This is a genomic window from Streptomyces sp. NPDC056527, assembly GCF_042794475.1.
Lineage (GTDB): Bacteria > Actinomycetota > Actinomycetes > Streptomycetales > Streptomycetaceae > Streptomyces.
In genome coordinates this window covers 59420-76496 of record NZ_JBHTTQ010000019.1, presented here as the reverse complement: position 1 = coordinate 76496, position 17077 = coordinate 59420, and the positions used below count along the sequence as shown (strand labels likewise).

The following is a 17077-nucleotide window of genomic DNA, read 5'->3' as shown; positions in this document are numbered from 1 at the left end:
CCCAGCTACTGCCAGTCGTCCCAGGGCGGCTCCTCCGTCTCCTCGTCCGGGTCAGGAGGCAGCTCGTCGTCGAACAAGGGTCCCGAGGACTTCGACGCGGGCGCCGTCGGCGCCGGGGCGTCGGGTGCCGGTTCGGGAGCGCCGTTCCCGCCCAGGGCGTCGAGCACGCCTTCGCCGTACTTGGTGAGCTTGGCCTCGCCGACGCCGCCGATCGTGCCCAGCTCGGCGATGGTGGCGGGGAGGCGGGTCGCGATCTCCCGCAGCGTCGCGTCGTGGAAGACGACGTACGCGGGTACGCCCTGTTCCTTCGCCGTCGCGGCCCGCCAGGCGCGGAGGGCCTCGAAGACCGGCACGGCCGCGGCCGGCAGGTCGACCGGCACGCGCGCGCCCTTGCCCGATCGCGCTTCCTTGCGGGCCTGGGCGGGGACCGCCTTCTCCTTGCGCATCTGGACGGTGCGGCGGCCTCCCAGCACCTCGCCGCTCTCCTCCGTCAGCACCAGCGTTCCGTACTCGCCCTCCACCGCCAGCAGCCGCAGCGCGAGCAGCTGGCGCACGACCCCGCGCCACTCCGCGGTGCCCAGTTCGGCTCCGACGCCGAAGACCGAGAGGGCGTCGTGGTCGAACTGGATGACCTTGGCCGTCTTCTTGCCCTGCAGGATGTCGATGATCTGGCCGGCGCCGAACTTCTGGCGTCGTTCCTTCGCCAGCCGCCACACCGTGGACAGCAGCTTCTGCGCCGCGACCGTCCCGTCCCAGGACTCGCCCGGGGTCAGACAGGTGTCGCAGTTGCCGCACGGTTCGCCCCGCTGGCCGAAGTAGGCCAGCAGCCGCACACGACGGCACTCGACCGTCTCGCACAGCGCGAGCATGGCGTCCAGGTGCATGGCCAGCCCGCGGCGGTGCGCCTCGTCGCCCTCGGAGCCGTCGATGAGCTTGCGCTGCTGGACGACGTCCTGCAGGCCGTACGCCAGCCACGCCGTGGCCGGCTCTCCGTCACGGCCGGCGCGGCCGGTCTCCTGGTAGTAGCCCTCGACCGACTTCGGCAGGTCGACGTGGGCCACGAAGCGGACGTCCGGCTTGTCGATGCCCATGCCGAAGGCGATCGTGGCCACCACCACGACCCCGTCCTCGCGCAGGAAGCGGGACTGGTTCGCCGCACGCGCACGGGCGTCCATGCCCGCGTGGTACGGCACGGCGTCGACGCCGTGCTCGACCAGGAACGCGGCGGTCTTCTCCACCGAGGCCCGGGAGAGGCAGTAGACGACTCCGGCGTCCCCCGCATGCTCGGTACGGATCAGTTCGAGCAGCTGCTTGGTCGGGTTGTTCTTCGGAACGATGCGGTACTGGATGTTCGGGCGGTCGAAGCTGGCGACGAAGTGCCGGGCGTCCTCCAGCCCCAGCCGCGTCGCGATCTCGGTGTGGGTGGCCTCGGTGGCGGTCGCAGTCAGTGCGATCCGGGGCACCTTCGGCCAGCGCTCGTGCAGCATGGACAGCGCGAGGTAGTCGGGCCGGAAGTCGTGACCCCACTGGGCGACGCAGTGCGCCTCGTCGATCGCGAAGAGCGAGACCGTGCCGCGGTCGAGGAGCCTCTGGGTGCCCTCGGTACGCAGTCGCTCGGGTGCCAGGTAGAGCAGGTCCAGCTCGTCGGCGAGGAATGCCTGCTCGACGGCCTGCCGCTCGTACGGGTCCTGCGTCGAGTTCAGGAATCCGGCCCGCACCCCGAGGGCTTTCAGCGCGTCCACCTGGTCCTGCATCAGCGCGATCAGGGGCGAGATCACGACGCCCGTGCCGGCTCTGACGAGCGCCGGGATCTGATAGCAGAGCGACTTGCCGCCGCCGGTCGGCATCAGGACGAGGGCGTCGCCGCCACCGACGACCTGCTCGACGATCTCCTGCTGTTCGCCCCGGAAGGAGCTGTATCCGAACACGCGGTGGAGCACCTGAGTCGCGTCGGAGGTCTCGGGGGAAGCATCAGAGAGGGCCATTCCTGAAGCCTAGCCGCGTCCACCGACACCCCCGGCCCCACCGGGCGAACCTGGGGACGAGAGGCCCTGGCGCCCGGACCCCCGGGAGAGCTTGTAGAATGTTCAACTGTGGCCCGGTGCCGGGACTCCCCCGTGCCCGGCACCGGGCCTTCTCACGTCCTGATCAGCCCGCGAAGCGGGCCATCCAGGCCTCCACCTCGTCCGCGGACCGCGGCAGGTCCGCCGACAGGTTCTCGTGGCCCCCGTCGGTGACGACCAGGTCGTCCTCGATCCTGACGCCGATCCCGCGCCATTCCTCGGGCACGGTGAGATCGTCCGGCTGGAAGTACAGCCCGGGCTCGACGGTCAGCACCATGCCCGGCTCGAGGACCCCGTCGACATAGTCGTCGTTCCGGGCCTGCGCGCAGTCGTGGACGTCCAGGCCGAGCATGTGACCGGTGCCGGCCATCGTGAAACGGCGCTGGAGGCCGAGTTCGTACGCGCGGTCGGCGGGGCCCTCGATGAACCCCCAGTCGACCAGCCGCGCCGCCAGATGACGCTGGGCCTCCTCGTGGAAGTCCCGGTACCGGGCGCCCGGCTTCACCGCGGCCATGCCCGCCTCCTGAGCCTCGTACACCGCGTCGTAGACCTTGCGCTGCACGGGAGTGAAGGTGCCGCTGATCGGGAGGGTGCGCGTGACGTCGGCGGTGTAGAGGGTGCGCGTCTCCACCCCGGCGTCGAACAGGAGCAGCTCCCCCGGGCGCACCGGACCGTCGTTGTCCGTCCAGTGCATGATCGTGGCGTGCTCGCCGGCGGCACAGATCGAGCCGTAGCCGACGGAGTTGCCTTCGAGGCGCGCCCGGCGGAAGAAGGTGCCCTCGATCCAGCGCTCGGACGACGCGACCGCCCGGGAGAGCTCCCCGATCGCGTCGGTGAATCCGCGCACGGTGGAGTCCACGGCCTTGCGCATCTCGGCCAGCTCCCACGCGTCCTTGACCAGCCGGAGATCGCCGAGCGCCTCCGCCAGCTCCTCGTCGCGCTCCGCGTCGGTGGTGACGGCGGCCTCCAGGGAGGGATCGACGCCGCGGACGATGCGGGTGGGCACGCCCGTGGTGGCGGCCAGGTCGACGGCCGCGGTGCGGACGTCGCGGCAGGACAGGCCGAGCACGCGCTCGGCCTCGGCCAGGGACCGGCGGCGGCCCATCCACAGCTCCGCCGTAGGGCCGGTCCAGAACTCGTCGTCGTTCCTGCTGTCCCGCGGCAGCTGGTAGCAGTAGGCGTCGTGGCCGCCGTCCGCGCGGGGTTCGAGGACGAGCGCGCCGTCCCGGGCCTGGTCGCCGGTCATGTGCACATAGCCGGAGTACGGGCGGAAGGGGTAGGTGTCGTCGTTCGAGCGGACCTTGAGATTCCCCGAGGGGATCACGAGGCGCTCGCCCGGGAAGCGCGCGGAGAGCGCGGCCCGGCGGCGAGCCGCGTACGGAGCCTGCTCGTCGAGCTGCAGATCGTGCCGCTCGGTGTCCGCCCAGCCCGTTCGCATCAGCGCGGAGAGTTCATCGGAGATCCCTGCGTACAGACCGTTCTTTCGGCCCTTGGCCACGGCGTGCCCCTTCTTCCCGGTGGGTTCCTCGCGGGCCGCCGATCCTCGGCGGCGCCTGGACAGTAGCCCGCACGGAGCCCGCCGGGGGCCGAGGAGTGCCACTGGCACTGATCGGCCACACGCGGGCCCGGGGTCCGTCGATAATGCGACGCATGACGAACGCGAAACTCGGCGAGGCGCTGCGGCTTCTGGGCATCGACGAGGCCGCGGGCCGGGTCTATCTGGCCTTGCTCGAACGAGCGCCCGCCCCGCTGAGCGCGATCGGGACCGCCACGCGCCTGGGCGACGCGGAGCTCGCCGCGGCCTACGGCGTGCTGGTCGAGGCAGGTCTGGCCAGTGCGGCGGCGGAGGGCGGGGACGTGGTGGCGCCGGTTCCGCCCGCCGCGGGCCTGGAGATCCTCGCCCGGCACCGGGCGGCCGAGCTGGAGGAGTCGCGGATCGCCGTCGGGGGCGCGTTCGAGTCCTTCAGGCGCCAGCGGCTCGCCGCGTACAACGACCACCTCGTCGAGGTCGTCACCGGGGACGCCGTCGGCCCGAGGATGCGCCAGGCGTGGGCCAGCGCCCGCGAGGAGATCCGCCAGTTCGAGTCACCGCCGTACTTCCCCCTGCCCGGCGCCACGGACGACGCGCTGGCCACGCTCGCCCGAGGCGTGCGGCAGCGCGTCGTGTACGCGCGGGAGTCGCTGGAGCACCCGGGTCATCTCAAGGAGGCCATCGAACCGTGCATCGAGGCCGGCGAGCAGGCCAGGGTGCTGCCCTCGCTGCCGGTCAAGCTCGTGATCATCGACGAGGCGTACGCGCTCGTGTCGCTGTCGATCAAGGAGGCCGACGTCCACAACACCATGCTGGTCGTGCAGCCGTGCGGGCTGCTTTCCGCCCTCATCGCGCTCTTCGAACAGTCCTGGCGGGACGCCCTGCCGTTCCACGGCGGCACGAGCCGCCCGGGCGGGCTGCCCCCGGCCGACCGCCGCCTGCTGTGGCTCCTCGCGGGCGGCGCGAGCGACGAGGCCATCGCACGCGAGCTGGGCATCAGCCGTCGCACGCTCTTCCGCCGCCTGCAGATCCTGATGGCCCGCCTGGGCGCCGCGAACCGATTCCAGATGGCCTTGCAGGCGCAGCGCCACGGCTGGCTGTGACCGAAGACGCCCCGGCGGGGTTCACCAGTTGGGGTCGAGGACGAGGGGGCTGTCGCCCCGGCACTCAGCGCGCTCCGAACACCTGCGTCCAGTAGGGGCCGCCGTCGGAGTGGATGCCGATGCCGATCTCCTTGAAGGAGCAGTTCAGGATGTTCGCCCGGTGGCCGGGGCTGTTCATCCAGGACTCCATCACCTGGGCCGGGGTGCTCTGGCCCATCGCGATGTTCTCGCCGTACGTCGACCAGCGGTATCCGGTGGCCGTGACGCGCTCGCCAGGTCCGTCGCCGTCCGGGTTGGTGTGGTCGAAGAAGTTCCGCGCGGCCATGTCGACGGAGTGCCCCTGCGCGGCCTCGTTCAGCAGGGAGTTCTCGGTCAGCGGACCGCAACCGGCCTTGGCGCGCTCCGAGTTGACGAGACCGACGACTTCGCCGGCGGTGGAGTCCGAGCCCGAACCACCCGTCGTCCGGGTCGACTTCGGCTTGGGTGCGGGTGTGGAGGTACGCGTGGGGGCCGGCTTCGTGGGACGGGGCGTGGCGGTCCGGCTCGCGGACGGCGAGGCGCTCTTGCTCGGGCTCGGCGAGGTGGACTTCGACGCGGTGGCCGAGGCGGAGGCGGTGGTCGTCGACGGCGAGGCGGACAGGGCGTCCGGAGCCCCCGCCTGCGTCGCGTCCACGGCGTCCAGGGCCTCGACGTCGTCCTGGGGGCCGGTGATCAGGGAGAAGGCCCCACCGGTGACGGCGACCACGGCGATGCCCGCGGCGACGACGGCACGGCGGCGGCCGCGCTTCCTCAGCTGCTCCTGCCTGCGGCGGTCGCCGCGGGTGCCCTGCGCCGCACGCGACCCGTTGGCCTTGTGCCGTCCACCCGTCCCGGCGGGCCGGTGCGCTCCCTCGGACACGGCGGGCATGTGTGCCGTCTCCGCCACGGCGGGCGTGTACGGGCCCTCGCCCCCGTACGGCGTGGTCGCGGCGGCGAGTCCGAAGCCGGCGCTGTCGCGGACGCTCGCGAGCAGCATCCCGGTCGGCGGCACCAGCAGCAGTCCGGCGAGCAGGCCCTCGGCCGGCACGAGGCCCGTCCACAGGCCCGCGCAGTGCGCGCAGGCGCGGGCGTGCCGGGCTATCCGCTTGCGCCAGAGCGCGGAGGGACGGCCGTCCCACCCACCGAGCTCGGACCGCAGGGTGGGGCAGAGCGGCTGCGCCGACAGAGCCCGTACGACGACGCGGGCGGCCTCCAGCTGGGCCTTCATCCGCTGCACCCGGACCGCGGTGTGCTCCGTGCTCAGTTCGAGGGCCGACGCCACCTCGTGCCGGGTCAGCTCGCCCGCGCACTCCAGCCACCACAGGGACAGCAGGGCGCTGTCGTCGGGCTCCATCCAGCGGGTCGCCTCGGCGGTCTCGCGCCGCTGGCCGGACAGGTTCAGCCGGACCACGGTCAGGTCCACGAAGTCGGCGCCGGGGTGGGCGAGGTCGCGGACGTCGTCGAGGACGTCGGGACGGATGCCTGACTGCTGCGCGCGCCAGTGGTCGCGTATGCCGTTCATGGCGATGGCCACGAGCCAGGACCGGAAGCTGTCCGGCGAGCGCAGGCCGCCCAGTCCGTCGAGCGCGCGCAGCATGGTGTCCTGCACGACGTCGTCGACATCGTGGTGGCCGTTCATCGCCCGCCCCACGATGTTGTAGACCAGGGGCAGGTAGGCGGCGATGAGCCGGTCCTGTGCCCCCAGGTCACCGCTCTGCGCCGCCCTGACCAGCTCCGTACCGTGCTGCGCGCCCATGCCCTGATCCACCCTGTCCGTCCTGCCTGTCGTCGATGCCCAACAGCTGGGAGACCGCAAGGCGTGCGCTCGATAACGGAAAGTACGAAGAGTTCTGCGGGTTTTCCTCAACGGGGGCGCGAACACGGTGCGGCCGGGCCCGCTCGGGTGGCCGGGAGGAGGCTACCCTCTCCTCCGCCCGGGGCGAATCTACCGCTCGGCGGCGGTGCGCTCCTCGGGCGCCTGCCGAAGCGGGCGGAACGCGATCGCGCACCAGACGGCCGCCGCGATCAGCGCGATCGCGGCCATCGCGCAGAGGAGGGGTGCCTCCGGGCGCCAGCCCAGGGAGAGCCGGGTGCCCCCGAAGACGAGCACCGCCGCGATCCGCCCCGGTGCGTAGACGGGAACCTTGGCGGCGGCGGTCCGCAGGACGGCCGCGACGGTGAGGCCGATCGCGGCCCAGGCGGCCAGGTACGGCCACAGCGCGCCGGGAGCCGCGGGCGGAAGGCCGTACCGCGCGGGCCCGATCCGGAACAGGGCGGAGGCCCAACCCGCCGCCAGCGCGACGGCGGTGATGCCGAGCACCCAGAGGGCGTGGCGCCAGAACGGGCCGGGTCGCACGGTCCCTTCGTCGCTGTCGGGGCCGGGAGAGTCGGAGTCGTGGAGCTCGATCACGCCCCCTAGGACGTGGCCCCGTGGACGGAGGTTGCCTGCGACACCGATCAAGATCGTCGGCGCTTCATCCGGCCCACCGCCCTGTCATGTAGGTGAGGGCGAAGAGCGTCGACAGGGGCGCCGCGAGGCAGAAGTACGCGGTCCTGAAGCGTGGTGAGCGCAGGCTCCAGGCGGCGAGGGCGATCCAGAGCGGCCACCACAGGAGGGTGGACCGGGGGATGGAGGTGTACCAGTACGAGGTACCGAGCGCCCACAGGCTGAGGCAGATGTAGGCGGCTTCGGGCCAGCGGCGCCGTCGGACGAGGAGGGCCGCCAGGGCGAGTCCGACGAGCATGACGAGGAGTTCGGCCTGGAACATGAAGGCGTAGCCGGTGGTCTGGACGTGCCCGAAGGCGGACTCCCAGGTGTTGCTCCAGGCTTCCCAGGGTGCGTGGAACCGGCGGTACCACCCGCGTTCCTGGGCGTGTTTCCACGCCATCCAGTCGCCGGTGCGGGAGTGCAGGTACCAGGCGTAGAGGAAGGCGGGCAGGGCCGGCAGGGCGAGCCAGGGAAGCGGTCGCCATGCGGCGCGGGTGCGGGCGGTCAGGACGAAGTGCAGGGCGAGGGCGGCGGCGAGGAAGAGACCGCTGATGCGTACGGTCGTCGCCAGGGCGGCGAGCGTGGCGGCGAGGGGCCAGTCGCGGCGGTGGGCGGCGAGCCAGGCCGGCAGGGCGAGCGCGAGGAAGAGCGACTCGCTGTAGCCGGTGGCGAGGAAGATCGCGCACGGCGAGAGCAGCAGGAGCTGGACGGTCCGCCGGCCGGCGTCCACGTCGCGCAGGTGGAGGCGCGCGACCCGCGCGAGCGCCAGAACGGCGACGGCGCCGGCGACGAAGGAGATCAGCAGCCCGGCCGCGGTCCAGCTCGGGACGACGGTGTGCACGGCCCGCAGGGCGAGGGGGAAGCCGGGGAAGAACGCCTCGCGGTTGTCCCAGTCGGCGTCCCACGGGCCGTGTCCGGCGGGGAAGTACCCGTCGCGCGCCACGTTCAGGAAGTGCCCCCAGTCCCATCGTTCGAAGGGGGCGAGGACCGAGCCCGGGTCATGGCTGTCGGCATCGGAAGGGAAGAGCCAGCGCGCACAATAGGCGGTGGTCCAGAGGGCGGCGCGGGTGAGCAGATAGAGCCACAGCACGTCCCGGTCCTCGGCGCTCAGCCGCGGACGGACCCATCGGCGGACGACCGGGGCCGGGCTGGAGGAGGGCGGGGAGGGGACCGTCGCCTCCTCCCGCGACCGGGGGAACCGGGGGGATATCACGGACATAAGGGACTCTCGTGAGTGTGGGAGGGCAGGGCGGATCGCGCGACGACGGCGCGTCGCGGTGAAGGGCGACGGAGGTCAGGGGGCTGTGGTGGTCACCCGCCCTGGCGGGTGTGTCGCGGTGGCCGACGGATAGTCGGAGGTGCCCTCGCCGGTGGGGGGCGGTGATGTCGTACTGCTCAGGGGCGGCCGGGTGGTCTCCGAGGGAGACGGCGCATCGGGCGAGGGGCTGGTGGCCGGGACGACGGGCGTCGGCGCGTCCGGCAGGAGAGCGGCCACCGTCACTCCACCACCCGCGAAGAGCAGGCACGCGGCCCCCGCGACGACGGTGACACGGCGCCGGTGCGCGCGCCTGGCACGTTCGGCGATGCGCGCGACCGGTACGGCGCGGGTGCGGGACTGTCCGGAGGCGGCCGCCTGACGGAACATCTCGCGCAGGGGGTCCTGAGGTTCCTGGGGTTCAAGCACCGGGGTCCTCCTCAACGTTCCGGGGCTGCAGACGATCGGCGAGGGCGACCCGGCCGCGGACGAGGTGCGTCTTGACGGTGCTGGCGGACTGTCCCGTCTCGCCCGCGATCTGTTCGACGCTCAGGTCGCACAGGTAGTGCAGCGTCACCGTGCGTCGCTGCTGGGCGGGCAGGTCACGCAGCGCGTCGATGAGCACCACGTGCTCGGGACCGGGGCCCTCGACCGGCGGCGGGGCGCCCGCACGGTCCCACGCGTCCGACGCGCGCCTGCGGAAACGCCAACGGCTCACCGCGAGGCGCCAGGCGACCGTACGGATCCATGCCTCCGGCTGACCGTCGCGATCGAGCTGCCGCCGCCGGCTCCACCCCTTGACGAACGCTTCCTGTACGACGTCCTGAGCCTCGTGCAGATCGCCCAGCATCACGTACAGCTGCCCTGTGAGTCGCGCGACCGCCTGCTCGTAGAACGCCTCGAACTCCTCAACGGTCAACACTCACTCCCGGATCTTCGCTTCACCACGCATACGCCTGGCACCAGGCGTCCGGTTGACACGGGCCACGCATCAGCAGAGTGATGGTGATCACGGAACCGATCACGCGGGACACGCGTCACGGCCGGGCCGATCACCCCGGCCCCGACCCGACCGCGGAGCCGGGCGACAGGTCATGTCGGGGTCACCGGACAGCCGACGAGGCGGGGCCGTCGCGGAGGAGGTGGGTCGAGTTCCGCCGGCCGGTGGCCGAGAGCGCGCGGAGCGTCTCGGGCCACACGGCGGCGTGGTGCTCGCGGTACCCCCCCCGGATCGATTCACTCGCCCTTGGCGAGGAAGGCCGTGACGGTCCGGGTGAAGGAGACCGGGTCGTCGAGCCAGGGGAAGTGGCCGGCGTCCGGCTGGACGGCGAGTTCGGCACGGGGGAACAGCTTTACGATGTCCGCGGCGACATGCGGGCGCGGGCCACCGTCCAGTTCACCTGCGAGTACCAGCACCGGCGCGTCCCACCCGGCGATGGCCGCGCGGGCGGCGGCAGGGTCGAACGCGCCGGACGAGGCGAAGAGGTCCGCCGCCGACTCGTTGCTCTGCTCCACATCGGCCGCGGCATGGGCCCGGGCGGCGGCGTCCCAACGGCCGTAGAAGAACGGGACGGCGGCGTCGAAGTCGGCGTCGGTCGCGGATCCGGACCACAGCGCTTCGTAGGCATCCCGGGCCGTCTCGAACCACGGCTCGGCCGCGCGCAGGGCGAGGACCTCGCGCCGGTGCTCGACGGTGAAGTCGACACCGAGGGCGCGGGCACGGGCCGCGATCAGGCTCAGGGTACGGACGCGCCGCGGGTACCGGGCCGCGTACAGGATCGCCAGATCCCCGCCCGCCGAGTGCGCGAGGACGTCGACGCTGTCCCACCCGAAGTGCTCTCGCAGCGCCTCGACGTCGTCGACCTGCCGGTCACAGCGGTAGGTGGCGGGATCGGCGGGGAAGCCGGAGTCGCCGGTTCCGCGTGCGTCGAGCATGACCAGCTGCCGCCGCTTCGACAGCCCGCCGAGATCCCCCAGGTACGCGGACGCCCGCATGGGCCCGCCGGGCAGGCAGAGCAGCGGCTCGCCCTCACCGATGACGTGGTAGGCGAGTTCCGTCCCGTCGGCCGCGACGAGTGTCGAGACGGCGCCCTCCTCATGGCTCACGACGGACGCCCGCCGAACTGCCAGTTGTGCACCTCGATGTCGGCGTACCGGTCCGGGGTGAGGACTGAGCGGGCCGTGTCGGCGTCCGGGGCGCGGACCAGCGCCGCCGTGCCCAGCCAGGTGTCGCCGTCGTCGGACAGCAGCGGCCCGTACGCGATCAGTTCGTCCCGCTCGGGCGGCGGTACGAGGTCGGCGGGCTGCCCCGAGCCCAGGCCGAGCACCAGGTACCGGTCGTCGCCCTCCCGGCCGCCGTGGAAGTCCCACATGGTCCGTCCGAGCAGATTGCGCCACCGGCGCAGCATCACGTCCCGGTACATCCCCGCTTGGTAGCCCGGCTCGTCGAAGGCGAACGCCCGAGCGGCGGCGGGGTCCGGCAGGTCGACGATGTGCACGCTGCCGGTGGGCAGTTCGCGATCGCCGGTGAGGGTCGGACCGCGGGCGATCATCTCCTTCGCGTACCGGTCCATGTAGGACCAGTGGTCTTCCAGCAGTGCATGCCGCAGCACCTCGGAGGCGGGCCGGTCTCGGTGGTAACAGAAGAACTCCATGGCGACAGTCTCTAGCACCAGGCATCGCGACGGGTCGACTGACTTATCGGGCCGCCGGGCCCCCACGTCGTCGCCGGCGAGGTGGAGGAAGCGGTCCTTCAGGGCGAGCAGCCAAGCGGCGCGTTCCGTGGCGATCTCCCGCAGGCGGGCGTTGTCGTTGCGGGCGACGATGGCCGTGAGCTACTCAGGTGCGGAATTCGTCGCCTCTCCTCGGCGTCCGTGCGGGGGCGTCAGGACGCGGGGTGGCTCGACACGACCTTTCCCTTGCTGTCGGCGGCGAGGTAGCCGACGGCGCTGTACTCGTTGATGAGATAGAAGAACAGCGTCGGGCGGTCGTCGTTGAAGGTCCAGCCCTTGACGATGACGTAGCGCATGGTCGGGCGCTCGACCTTCAGTTCGCCGTCGCCGCGCTTCATCAGCGCGGGAAGCCCGTCCCAGGGCATGGTGGCGACATCGAACGGCTGCTCGTCGGCCCCGTCGATGGTTCCTCCGGGGCCGATCCTCCGGGCGACCCCGTTGCGGTACTCGTACTCGTCGTAGGTCTTCGCCCCGGGCCGGGTCGGGATCTCGGCCAGGGCGTAGTCCTCGTAGATCGTCAGTTCCTTCATCGTCGTCGAGCCGCTGACCTTGCGGAACGACTCGATGACGGTACGGGCGTCGGCCGTCGTGAGGAGGGTGCCGCGGGGCGTGGCGGCGGTGCCGGGCTGCGTCGCGGTGGTGCCGGGTGACGTACCGGTCCCCCGGCTCGGGCCGCTGCCCGTGTTCGTCGGGGTCGCACCGCCCTTGGCGTCGGAGGCCGAGCCGCCGTCGGGGAGCAGGTTGACGACTCCCACGACGGCCACGGTGGCCGCCAGCGCGAGGGAGGCGGCGAGCAGCGCGGGCCGGCGGCGCGAGCGGGGAGGACCGAGGGGCGGTACGGGTTGTGCGGGCGGGCCGAACCCGCCGCCGACGGCCGGGGAGGCGTGGGACGGGACGGTCGGTGCGGGCCACGCCTGCGCCGCGGGCCGGGGAGCGTACGCGGGGTGGGGGTGCGGCGGGCCGAACGGGCCGGGGGTCGCCTCGGCCGGGGCCCAGGTGCCGGATTGCCGGGACGCGGCGTCGGCGAGCAGCTGCTCCAGCCGTGCCCCGTCGGGCCGCGACGCCGGGTCGCGGACGAGGAGTTGGGTGAGTACGGGGGCCAGCGTGCCGGACCTCACCGGTGCGGGGATGGGGTCGTCGAGCACGGCGACCACGGTCGCCAGGCTGGTGGACCGGCGCAGCGGATGGTGGCCCTCGGCCGCCACGTACAGGAGCATTCCGAGCGACCACAGGTCGGAGGCCGGGTTGCCCTCCTCGCCCCGTACCCGCTCGGGGGCGATGAACTCGGGCGAGCCGATCAGGTCGCCCGTGGCGGTGAGTCGCGAGGTCGCCTCGCTGAGCACGGCGATGCCGAAGTCCGTGAGGACGGCGCTGCCGTCGGGGCGGAGCAGCACGTTGGCGGGCTTCACGTCACGGTGGTGGATGCCGGCGGAGTGCGCGGCGCGCAGGGCCGACAGAACCTCCCGCCCGAGGGTGAGGACCTCGGGGACGGACATCGGGCCCTCGGCGAGACGCTCGTAGACCGAGCGGCCCTCGACGAGTTCCATGACGATCCAGGGGTGGGACCCGTCCTGGGGTTCGACGATGTGGTGGATCGTCACGACGTGCGGATTCGAGAGCCGCGCCAGGGCCCGCGCCTCGCGGACGGCCCGTTCGCGCAGTTGCGCGGCGAGCCCGGGGTTCGCTTCCTCGATGGCGGGGTCGGGCGGGCGGACTTCCTTGAGGGCGACATCGCGCTGCAGGGCGACGTCGCGTGCCCTCCAGACGGTGCCCATGCCGCCGCTGCCCAGCCGGGAGATCAGTTGGAAACGCCCGTCGACCAGGGGTCTTCGGTCCTCGCTCACGCTCATGAGCGGTCATGGTATTCGGTGGCGGTGACACGTCCCCCCGAGGGCCGTTCAGACCGGCCGGCGCCCCCGGGCGCCCTCCCCCACGGGCGGACGTCCGCGGTGGCCGCCGTGTGTGTCAGCCCACGCCACGGGGGCGGAACTGGACGCTGATACGGGGCCCGACCGCGCGGGTCGTCTTCGGGACCGCGTGTTCCCAGGTGCGTTGACAGGAACCGCCCATCACCACGAGGTCGCCGTGGCCCAGGGGGAGCCGAAGGGCGACGGGCCCGCCGCCGCGTGGGCGGAGGGCGAGGTCGCGGGGGTCTCCGAGGGAGAGGATGGCGATCATGGTGTCGTGTGTGGCGGAGCGCCCCATGCGGTCGCCGTGCCAGGCGACGCTGTCGCGGCCGTCGCGGTAGAGGCAGAGGCCTGCAGTGACGAAGGGTTCGCCGAGTTCGGGCGCGTAGTGGTCGCTCAGGGCCTCGCGGGCTTCGACGAGAGCGGGGTGCGGGAGCGGAGCGCCCTCGCGGTAGTACGCGAGGAGGCGGGGTACGGCGACCACGTTGTCGTACATCTTGCGCTCCTCGGCCTGCCACGGAACGCCCGAGGCGAGCTCTTCGAACAGCGCGTCGGCGCCGTGGAACCACCCGGGGAGGTGGTCGACCCAGGCCCCGCCGTCGAGCGCGACCCGCCGGATTCCGCCCAGCGGCCCGGGCCCGATGTCGGCGCCCTGGTCGAAGAGCGAGCCCTGCAGGCCGGGCATGTGCGGTCGCGGTGCGGTCATGGTTCCAGCGTAGACGAAGAACCGAACGTATGAGCGAATCGAGGGTGAGGCCGCTCCTTCACTTCGCGGGAGCGTCGTTCTCGCGATGGACCAGGCAGGACGTGACCACCACGAACGGCCACACGGACTGCATGCAGGTCACGAGACGTTCGGCGACACCGGCGGGGCCGTGACGGTTGATCTCGACCAGGAACCACGCGGCACCGAGACCCATCAGCGCGGTCGCCGCGAGAGCGGGCGCGGGGCGCAGTCCCCACGGCGCGACTCCGCCGCGGACGGCGGCCAGAACCGGCCACGCGGCCAGCAGGACGAAGCCGACCGCGGCGACCGAACCGTGGTGCAGGGAACCCCCGCTGCTCGGCGCCGGGAACAAGGCCACCACGAACGCCGTCGCACCACCGGCGGCCAGCGCCACCCGTCCGGCGAGCGCGGCCGGCCGCAGTCCCCAGGCGGTCAACAGGTGACAGGCGCCCAGCGCGAGCAGCGCACCGGTCATCACCCAGAACCCCTCGGCCCCGTAGGCGGCCAGGACGCTGATCGTCTGGGTGGCGGGATCGTACGCGGCCCCTTCCATGCCCGCCGCGATCATCCATCCTCCGGCCAGCAGGACAGGGGCACACCCCGACGAGATCAGGGCCCACCTGGGAACGGATCGCATCGGGCCACGGTAAGCCGTGGACCCCTTGCCTTCCGGTATCGACGCTCTCCGGGGCGTCGGGGACCGTAACGATCGCCCGTTTCCCGGGAATTCGAAGCAGAATTCTCGCGCGATAAGCACCACCTATCGACTCATCGAAAAGCCCTCTTTGACACCCGACGGGGAAACGGCGGAAGCTTTCCCTCGCAGCCGGATTCCAATTCTCGCGGACAATTCCGACTCGAAAAGGAAAAGGCCGCCGCCATTTCGGCCGGAGAGCGGTGGCGTCCGTCGGAGCCGCGGCAGAGAGAGGCGAACCCCCCATCATGAGCAGCATCGAGGACCCCAGCGACGACCTCTCGGTCACCCCGCCCAAGACCTGGGCGACCGGTGTTCCCGCCGTGACGCACGCACTGGAGTACGCGCTGGGGCAGACGTCCGTGCGGCGCACCGCTCTGACTCTGCTCAACATCAATCAGGCCAAGGGATTCGACTGCCCGGGATGCGCCTGGCCGGAGCCCGCGCCCGGTAAGCGGCACATGAACGAGTACTGCGAGAACGGCGCGAAGCACATCGCCGACGAGGCCACCTCGCGTCGCGTCACCGCCGACTTCTTCCGCGACCACTCGATCGCCGAACTCGGCCGCGGGTCCGACTACTGGCTCAACCAGCAGGGCCGGCTCACGGAGCCCATGGTCAAGCGGCCCGGCGCCTCGCACTACGAGCCGATCGGCTGGGACGAGGCACTCGGCCTCCTCGCCGAGGAACTGCGCCGCCTCGAATCCCCCGACGAGGCCCTTTTCTACGTCTCCGGCCGCCTCAACAACGAAGCCGCTTTCCTGCTCCAGCTGTTCGCCCGCGCGTACGGCACCAACAACCTGCCCGACTGCTCCAACATGTGCCACGAGTCCAGCGGCTTCGGGCTCGGCGAGACCCTGGGCATCGGCAAGGGCAGCGTGTCGCTGGACGACATCCACGACTCCGACCTGATCTTCGTCGTGGGGCAGAACCCGGGGACCAATCACCCGCGGATGCTGTCCGCCCTCGAGGAGACCAAGCGCAACGGCGGCCAGGTCGTGGCCGTCAACACACTGCCCGAAGCCGGGCTGATGCGGTTCAAGCACCCGCAGCGGGCGCGGGGCGTGATCGGCAAGGGCACCGCGATCGCCGACCAGTTCCTCCATATCCGCGCCGGTGGCGACCTCGCCCTCTTCCAGGCGCTGAACCTGCTGCTCCTGGAGGCGGAGGACGCCGCTCCGGGCACGGTCCTCGACCGGTCCTTCATCGAATCCGACACCACCGGCTTCGAGGAGTTCGCGGAGCACGCCCGCAAGACCCGCTGGGACGACGTCATCTCCGCGACCGGTCTGACCCGTGCGGAGATCGAGGAGGTCCACCGGCGCGTACTCGGCGCCAGGAGCGTCATCGTGTGCTGGGCGATGGGACTGACCCAGCAGAAGCACGGCGTCCCCAGCATCCGCGAGATCGTCAACTTCCTGCTGCTGCGCGGCAACATCGGCAGGTCCGGCGCCGGTGTCTGCCCCGTGCGGGGCCACTCCAACGTCCAGGGCGACCGCACCATGGGCGTCTGGGAGCAGATGCCGCAGGCGTTCCTCGACGCGCTCGGCCGCGAGTTCGACTTCACGCCGCCCTCCCACCACGGCCTGGACGCGGTGAACTCGATCCGGGCCATGCGCGACGGTAAGGCCCATGTCTTCGTCGGCGTCGCCGGGAACTTCGTGCGCGCCACCCCCGACAGCGCCGTCACCGAACAGGCCCTGCGCAACTGCCGGCTGACCGTGCAGATCTCGACCAAGCTCAACCGCTCGCACACCGTGTGCGGAGACACGGCGCTGATCCTGCCGACCCTGGGCCGCAGCGACCGCGACATCCAGGAGAGCGGCGAGCAGTTCCACACCGTCGAGGACTCCATGAGCGAGGTCCACGCCTCCCGCGGACGCCTCGCCCCCGCCTCCCCGCACCTGCTCAGCGAGGTCGCGATCATCTCCCGGCTGGCCCGGCGCACCCTCGGCGACGCGGTGGACATCTCCTGGGAGCTGTTCGAGCGGGACTACGGCACCATCCGGGACCGCATCGCGCGGGTGGTCCCCGGCTTCGAGGACTTCAACGCCCGCGTCGACAGGCCCGGCGGCTTCACCCTGTCCAACCCCGTCAACCGGGGCGTCTACCCGACCCCCGGCGGGAAGGCCGTCTTCACCCGCAACGAGTTCACGATGCTGCGCGCGCCCAAGGGGCACCTGATCCTGCAGACGCTGCGCTCCCACGACCAGTGGAACACCGTCCCGTACGCGATGAACGACCGCTACCGGGGCATCCACAACGCCCGCCGCGTCGTCCTGGTGAACCCCGACGATCTGGCCGAGCTCGGCCTCGCCGACCGCGACCTGGTCGACCTGGTCGGCGTCTGGGACGACGGCGTCGAGCGCCGAGCCCCCGGATTCCGGGTCGTGGCCTATCCGACCAGCCCGGGCTCGGCCGCCTCGTACTACCCCGAGACCAACGTCCTCGTCCCCCTCGACAGCGTCGCCGACATCAGCAACTGCCCCACGTCCAAGGGTGTGGTGGTCCGGCTGGAGCCGGCGCGCGAATCCGACTGAGCCCGCACGAGCGCCGAAA

Annotated in this window: 14 protein-coding genes; 2 read left to right on the top strand and 12 right to left on the bottom strand. The window is 72.0% G+C overall.

The genetic code is table 11. The features are described from left to right. Positions 1-5: 5 nt before the first annotated feature. Both recQ and ACFQ7Q_RS13300 read right to left on the bottom strand, forming a co-directional pair. On the bottom strand, positions 6-1985 hold the full coding sequence (gene recQ / locus ACFQ7Q_RS13305; RefSeq protein WP_383553514.1) for a DNA helicase RecQ: 1980 nt from the start codon (positions 1983-1985) through the stop codon (positions 6-8). 163 nt (positions 1986-2148) lie between these two features. Then, a complete protein-coding gene (locus tag ACFQ7Q_RS13300; protein ID WP_383553511.1) occupies positions 2149-3561 on the bottom strand; it encodes an aminopeptidase P family protein in 1413 nt (470 codons plus the stop codon). A gap of 152 nt (positions 3562-3713) precedes the next feature. On the opposite strand from ACFQ7Q_RS13300, the gene ACFQ7Q_RS13295 reads away from it, so the two are divergent. After that, the gene (locus ACFQ7Q_RS13295; protein ID WP_383553509.1) at positions 3714-4697 is read left to right on the top strand and encodes a LuxR family transcriptional regulator; all 984 of its coding nucleotides are present in this window, start codon (positions 3714-3716) and stop codon (positions 4695-4697) included. Positions 4698-4761: 64 nt separating this feature from the next. Here the strand turns inward: ACFQ7Q_RS13295 and ACFQ7Q_RS13290 are convergent, their stop codons facing one another. The 10 genes from ACFQ7Q_RS13290 to ACFQ7Q_RS13245 form a co-directional block, all read right to left on the bottom strand. After that, positions 4762-6471 carry a sigma-70 family RNA polymerase sigma factor gene (locus ACFQ7Q_RS13290; protein WP_383553506.1) on the bottom strand — a complete coding sequence of 570 codons (1710 nt, stop codon included), beginning with the start codon at positions 6469-6471 and terminating at the stop codon, positions 4762-4764. Positions 6472-6660: 189 nt separating this feature from the next. Further along, a complete protein-coding gene (locus tag ACFQ7Q_RS13285) occupies positions 6661-7125 on the bottom strand; it encodes a hypothetical protein (RefSeq protein WP_383553503.1) in 465 nt (154 codons plus the stop codon). Between the two features lie 64 nt (positions 7126-7189). Next, entirely contained in the window at positions 7190-8422 is a 1233-nt protein-coding gene (locus ACFQ7Q_RS13280) for a mannosyltransferase family protein (protein ID WP_383553500.1), read from the bottom strand. Positions 8423-8497: 75 nt separating this feature from the next. Continuing rightward, positions 8498-8887 carry a hypothetical protein gene (locus ACFQ7Q_RS13275; RefSeq protein WP_383553497.1) on the bottom strand — a complete coding sequence of 130 codons (390 nt, stop codon included), beginning with the start codon at positions 8885-8887 and terminating at the stop codon, positions 8498-8500. After that, entirely contained in the window at positions 8880-9377 is a 498-nt protein-coding gene (locus ACFQ7Q_RS13270) for a SigE family RNA polymerase sigma factor (protein ID WP_383553494.1), read from the bottom strand. Before ACFQ7Q_RS13270 ends, ACFQ7Q_RS13275 begins: the two co-directional genes overlap by 8 nt. A 317-nt stretch (positions 9378-9694) precedes the next feature. Then, on the bottom strand, positions 9695-10564 hold the full coding sequence (locus ACFQ7Q_RS13265) for an alpha/beta fold hydrolase (protein ID WP_383553491.1): 870 nt from the start codon (positions 10562-10564) through the stop codon (positions 9695-9697). Further along, the gene (locus tag ACFQ7Q_RS13260) at positions 10561-11112 is read right to left on the bottom strand and encodes a YciI family protein (RefSeq protein ID WP_383553489.1); all 552 of its coding nucleotides are present in this window, start codon (positions 11110-11112) and stop codon (positions 10561-10563) included. The genes ACFQ7Q_RS13265 and ACFQ7Q_RS13260 overlap by 4 nt, the downstream gene beginning before the upstream one ends. Positions 11113-11342: 230 nt before the next feature. Continuing rightward, positions 11343-13040: a protein kinase gene (locus tag ACFQ7Q_RS13255; RefSeq protein WP_383553486.1), complete on the bottom strand. Its 1698-nt coding sequence runs from the start codon at positions 13038-13040 to the stop codon at positions 11343-11345. Between the two features lie 115 nt (positions 13041-13155). Further along, the gene (locus ACFQ7Q_RS13250; protein WP_383553483.1) at positions 13156-13803 is read right to left on the bottom strand and encodes an alpha-ketoglutarate-dependent dioxygenase AlkB; all 648 of its coding nucleotides are present in this window, start codon (positions 13801-13803) and stop codon (positions 13156-13158) included. A gap of 58 nt (positions 13804-13861) precedes the next feature. After that, entirely contained in the window at positions 13862-14461 is a 600-nt protein-coding gene (locus tag ACFQ7Q_RS13245) for a DUF998 domain-containing protein (protein ID WP_383553481.1), read from the bottom strand. 305 nt (positions 14462-14766) lie between these two features. On the opposite strand from ACFQ7Q_RS13245, the gene ACFQ7Q_RS13240 reads away from it, so the two are divergent. Further along, positions 14767-17058: an FdhF/YdeP family oxidoreductase gene (locus ACFQ7Q_RS13240; protein WP_383553479.1), complete on the top strand. Its 2292-nt coding sequence runs from the start codon at positions 14767-14769 to the stop codon at positions 17056-17058. The last annotated feature ends 19 nt before the right edge of the window (positions 17059-17077 follow it).

What these genes read in the sequence shown, in the direction of transcription:
- recQ (WP_383553514.1), bottom strand. Translation starts at nt 1,985, where the DNA reads ATGGCCCTCTCTGATGCTTCCCCCGAGACCTCCGACGCGACTCAGGTG.
- ACFQ7Q_RS13295 (WP_383553509.1), top strand. Translation starts at nt 3,714, where the DNA reads ATGACGAACGCGAAACTCGGCGAGGCGCTGCGGCTTCTGGGCATCGAC.
- ACFQ7Q_RS13290 (WP_383553506.1), bottom strand. Translation starts at nt 6,471, where the DNA reads ATGGGCGCGCAGCACGGTACGGAGCTGGTCAGGGCGGCGCAGAGCGGT.
- ACFQ7Q_RS13280 (WP_383553500.1), bottom strand. Translation starts at nt 8,422, where the DNA reads ATGTCCGTGATATCCCCCCGGTTCCCCCGGTCGCGGGAGGAGGCGACG.
- ACFQ7Q_RS13260 (WP_383553489.1), bottom strand. Translation starts at nt 11,112, where the DNA reads ATGGAGTTCTTCTGTTACCACCGAGACCGGCCCGCCTCCGAGGTGCTG.
- ACFQ7Q_RS13255 (WP_383553486.1), bottom strand. Translation starts at nt 13,040, where the DNA reads ATGAGCGTGAGCGAGGACCGAAGACCCCTGGTCGACGGGCGTTTCCAA.
- ACFQ7Q_RS13250 (WP_383553483.1), bottom strand. Translation starts at nt 13,803, where the DNA reads ATGACCGCACCGCGACCGCACATGCCCGGCCTGCAGGGCTCGCTCTTC.
- ACFQ7Q_RS13245 (WP_383553481.1), bottom strand. Translation starts at nt 14,461, where the DNA reads ATGCGATCCGTTCCCAGGTGGGCCCTGATCTCGTCGGGGTGTGCCCCT.
- ACFQ7Q_RS13240 (WP_383553479.1), top strand. Translation starts at nt 14,767, where the DNA reads ATGAGCAGCATCGAGGACCCCAGCGACGACCTCTCGGTCACCCCGCCC.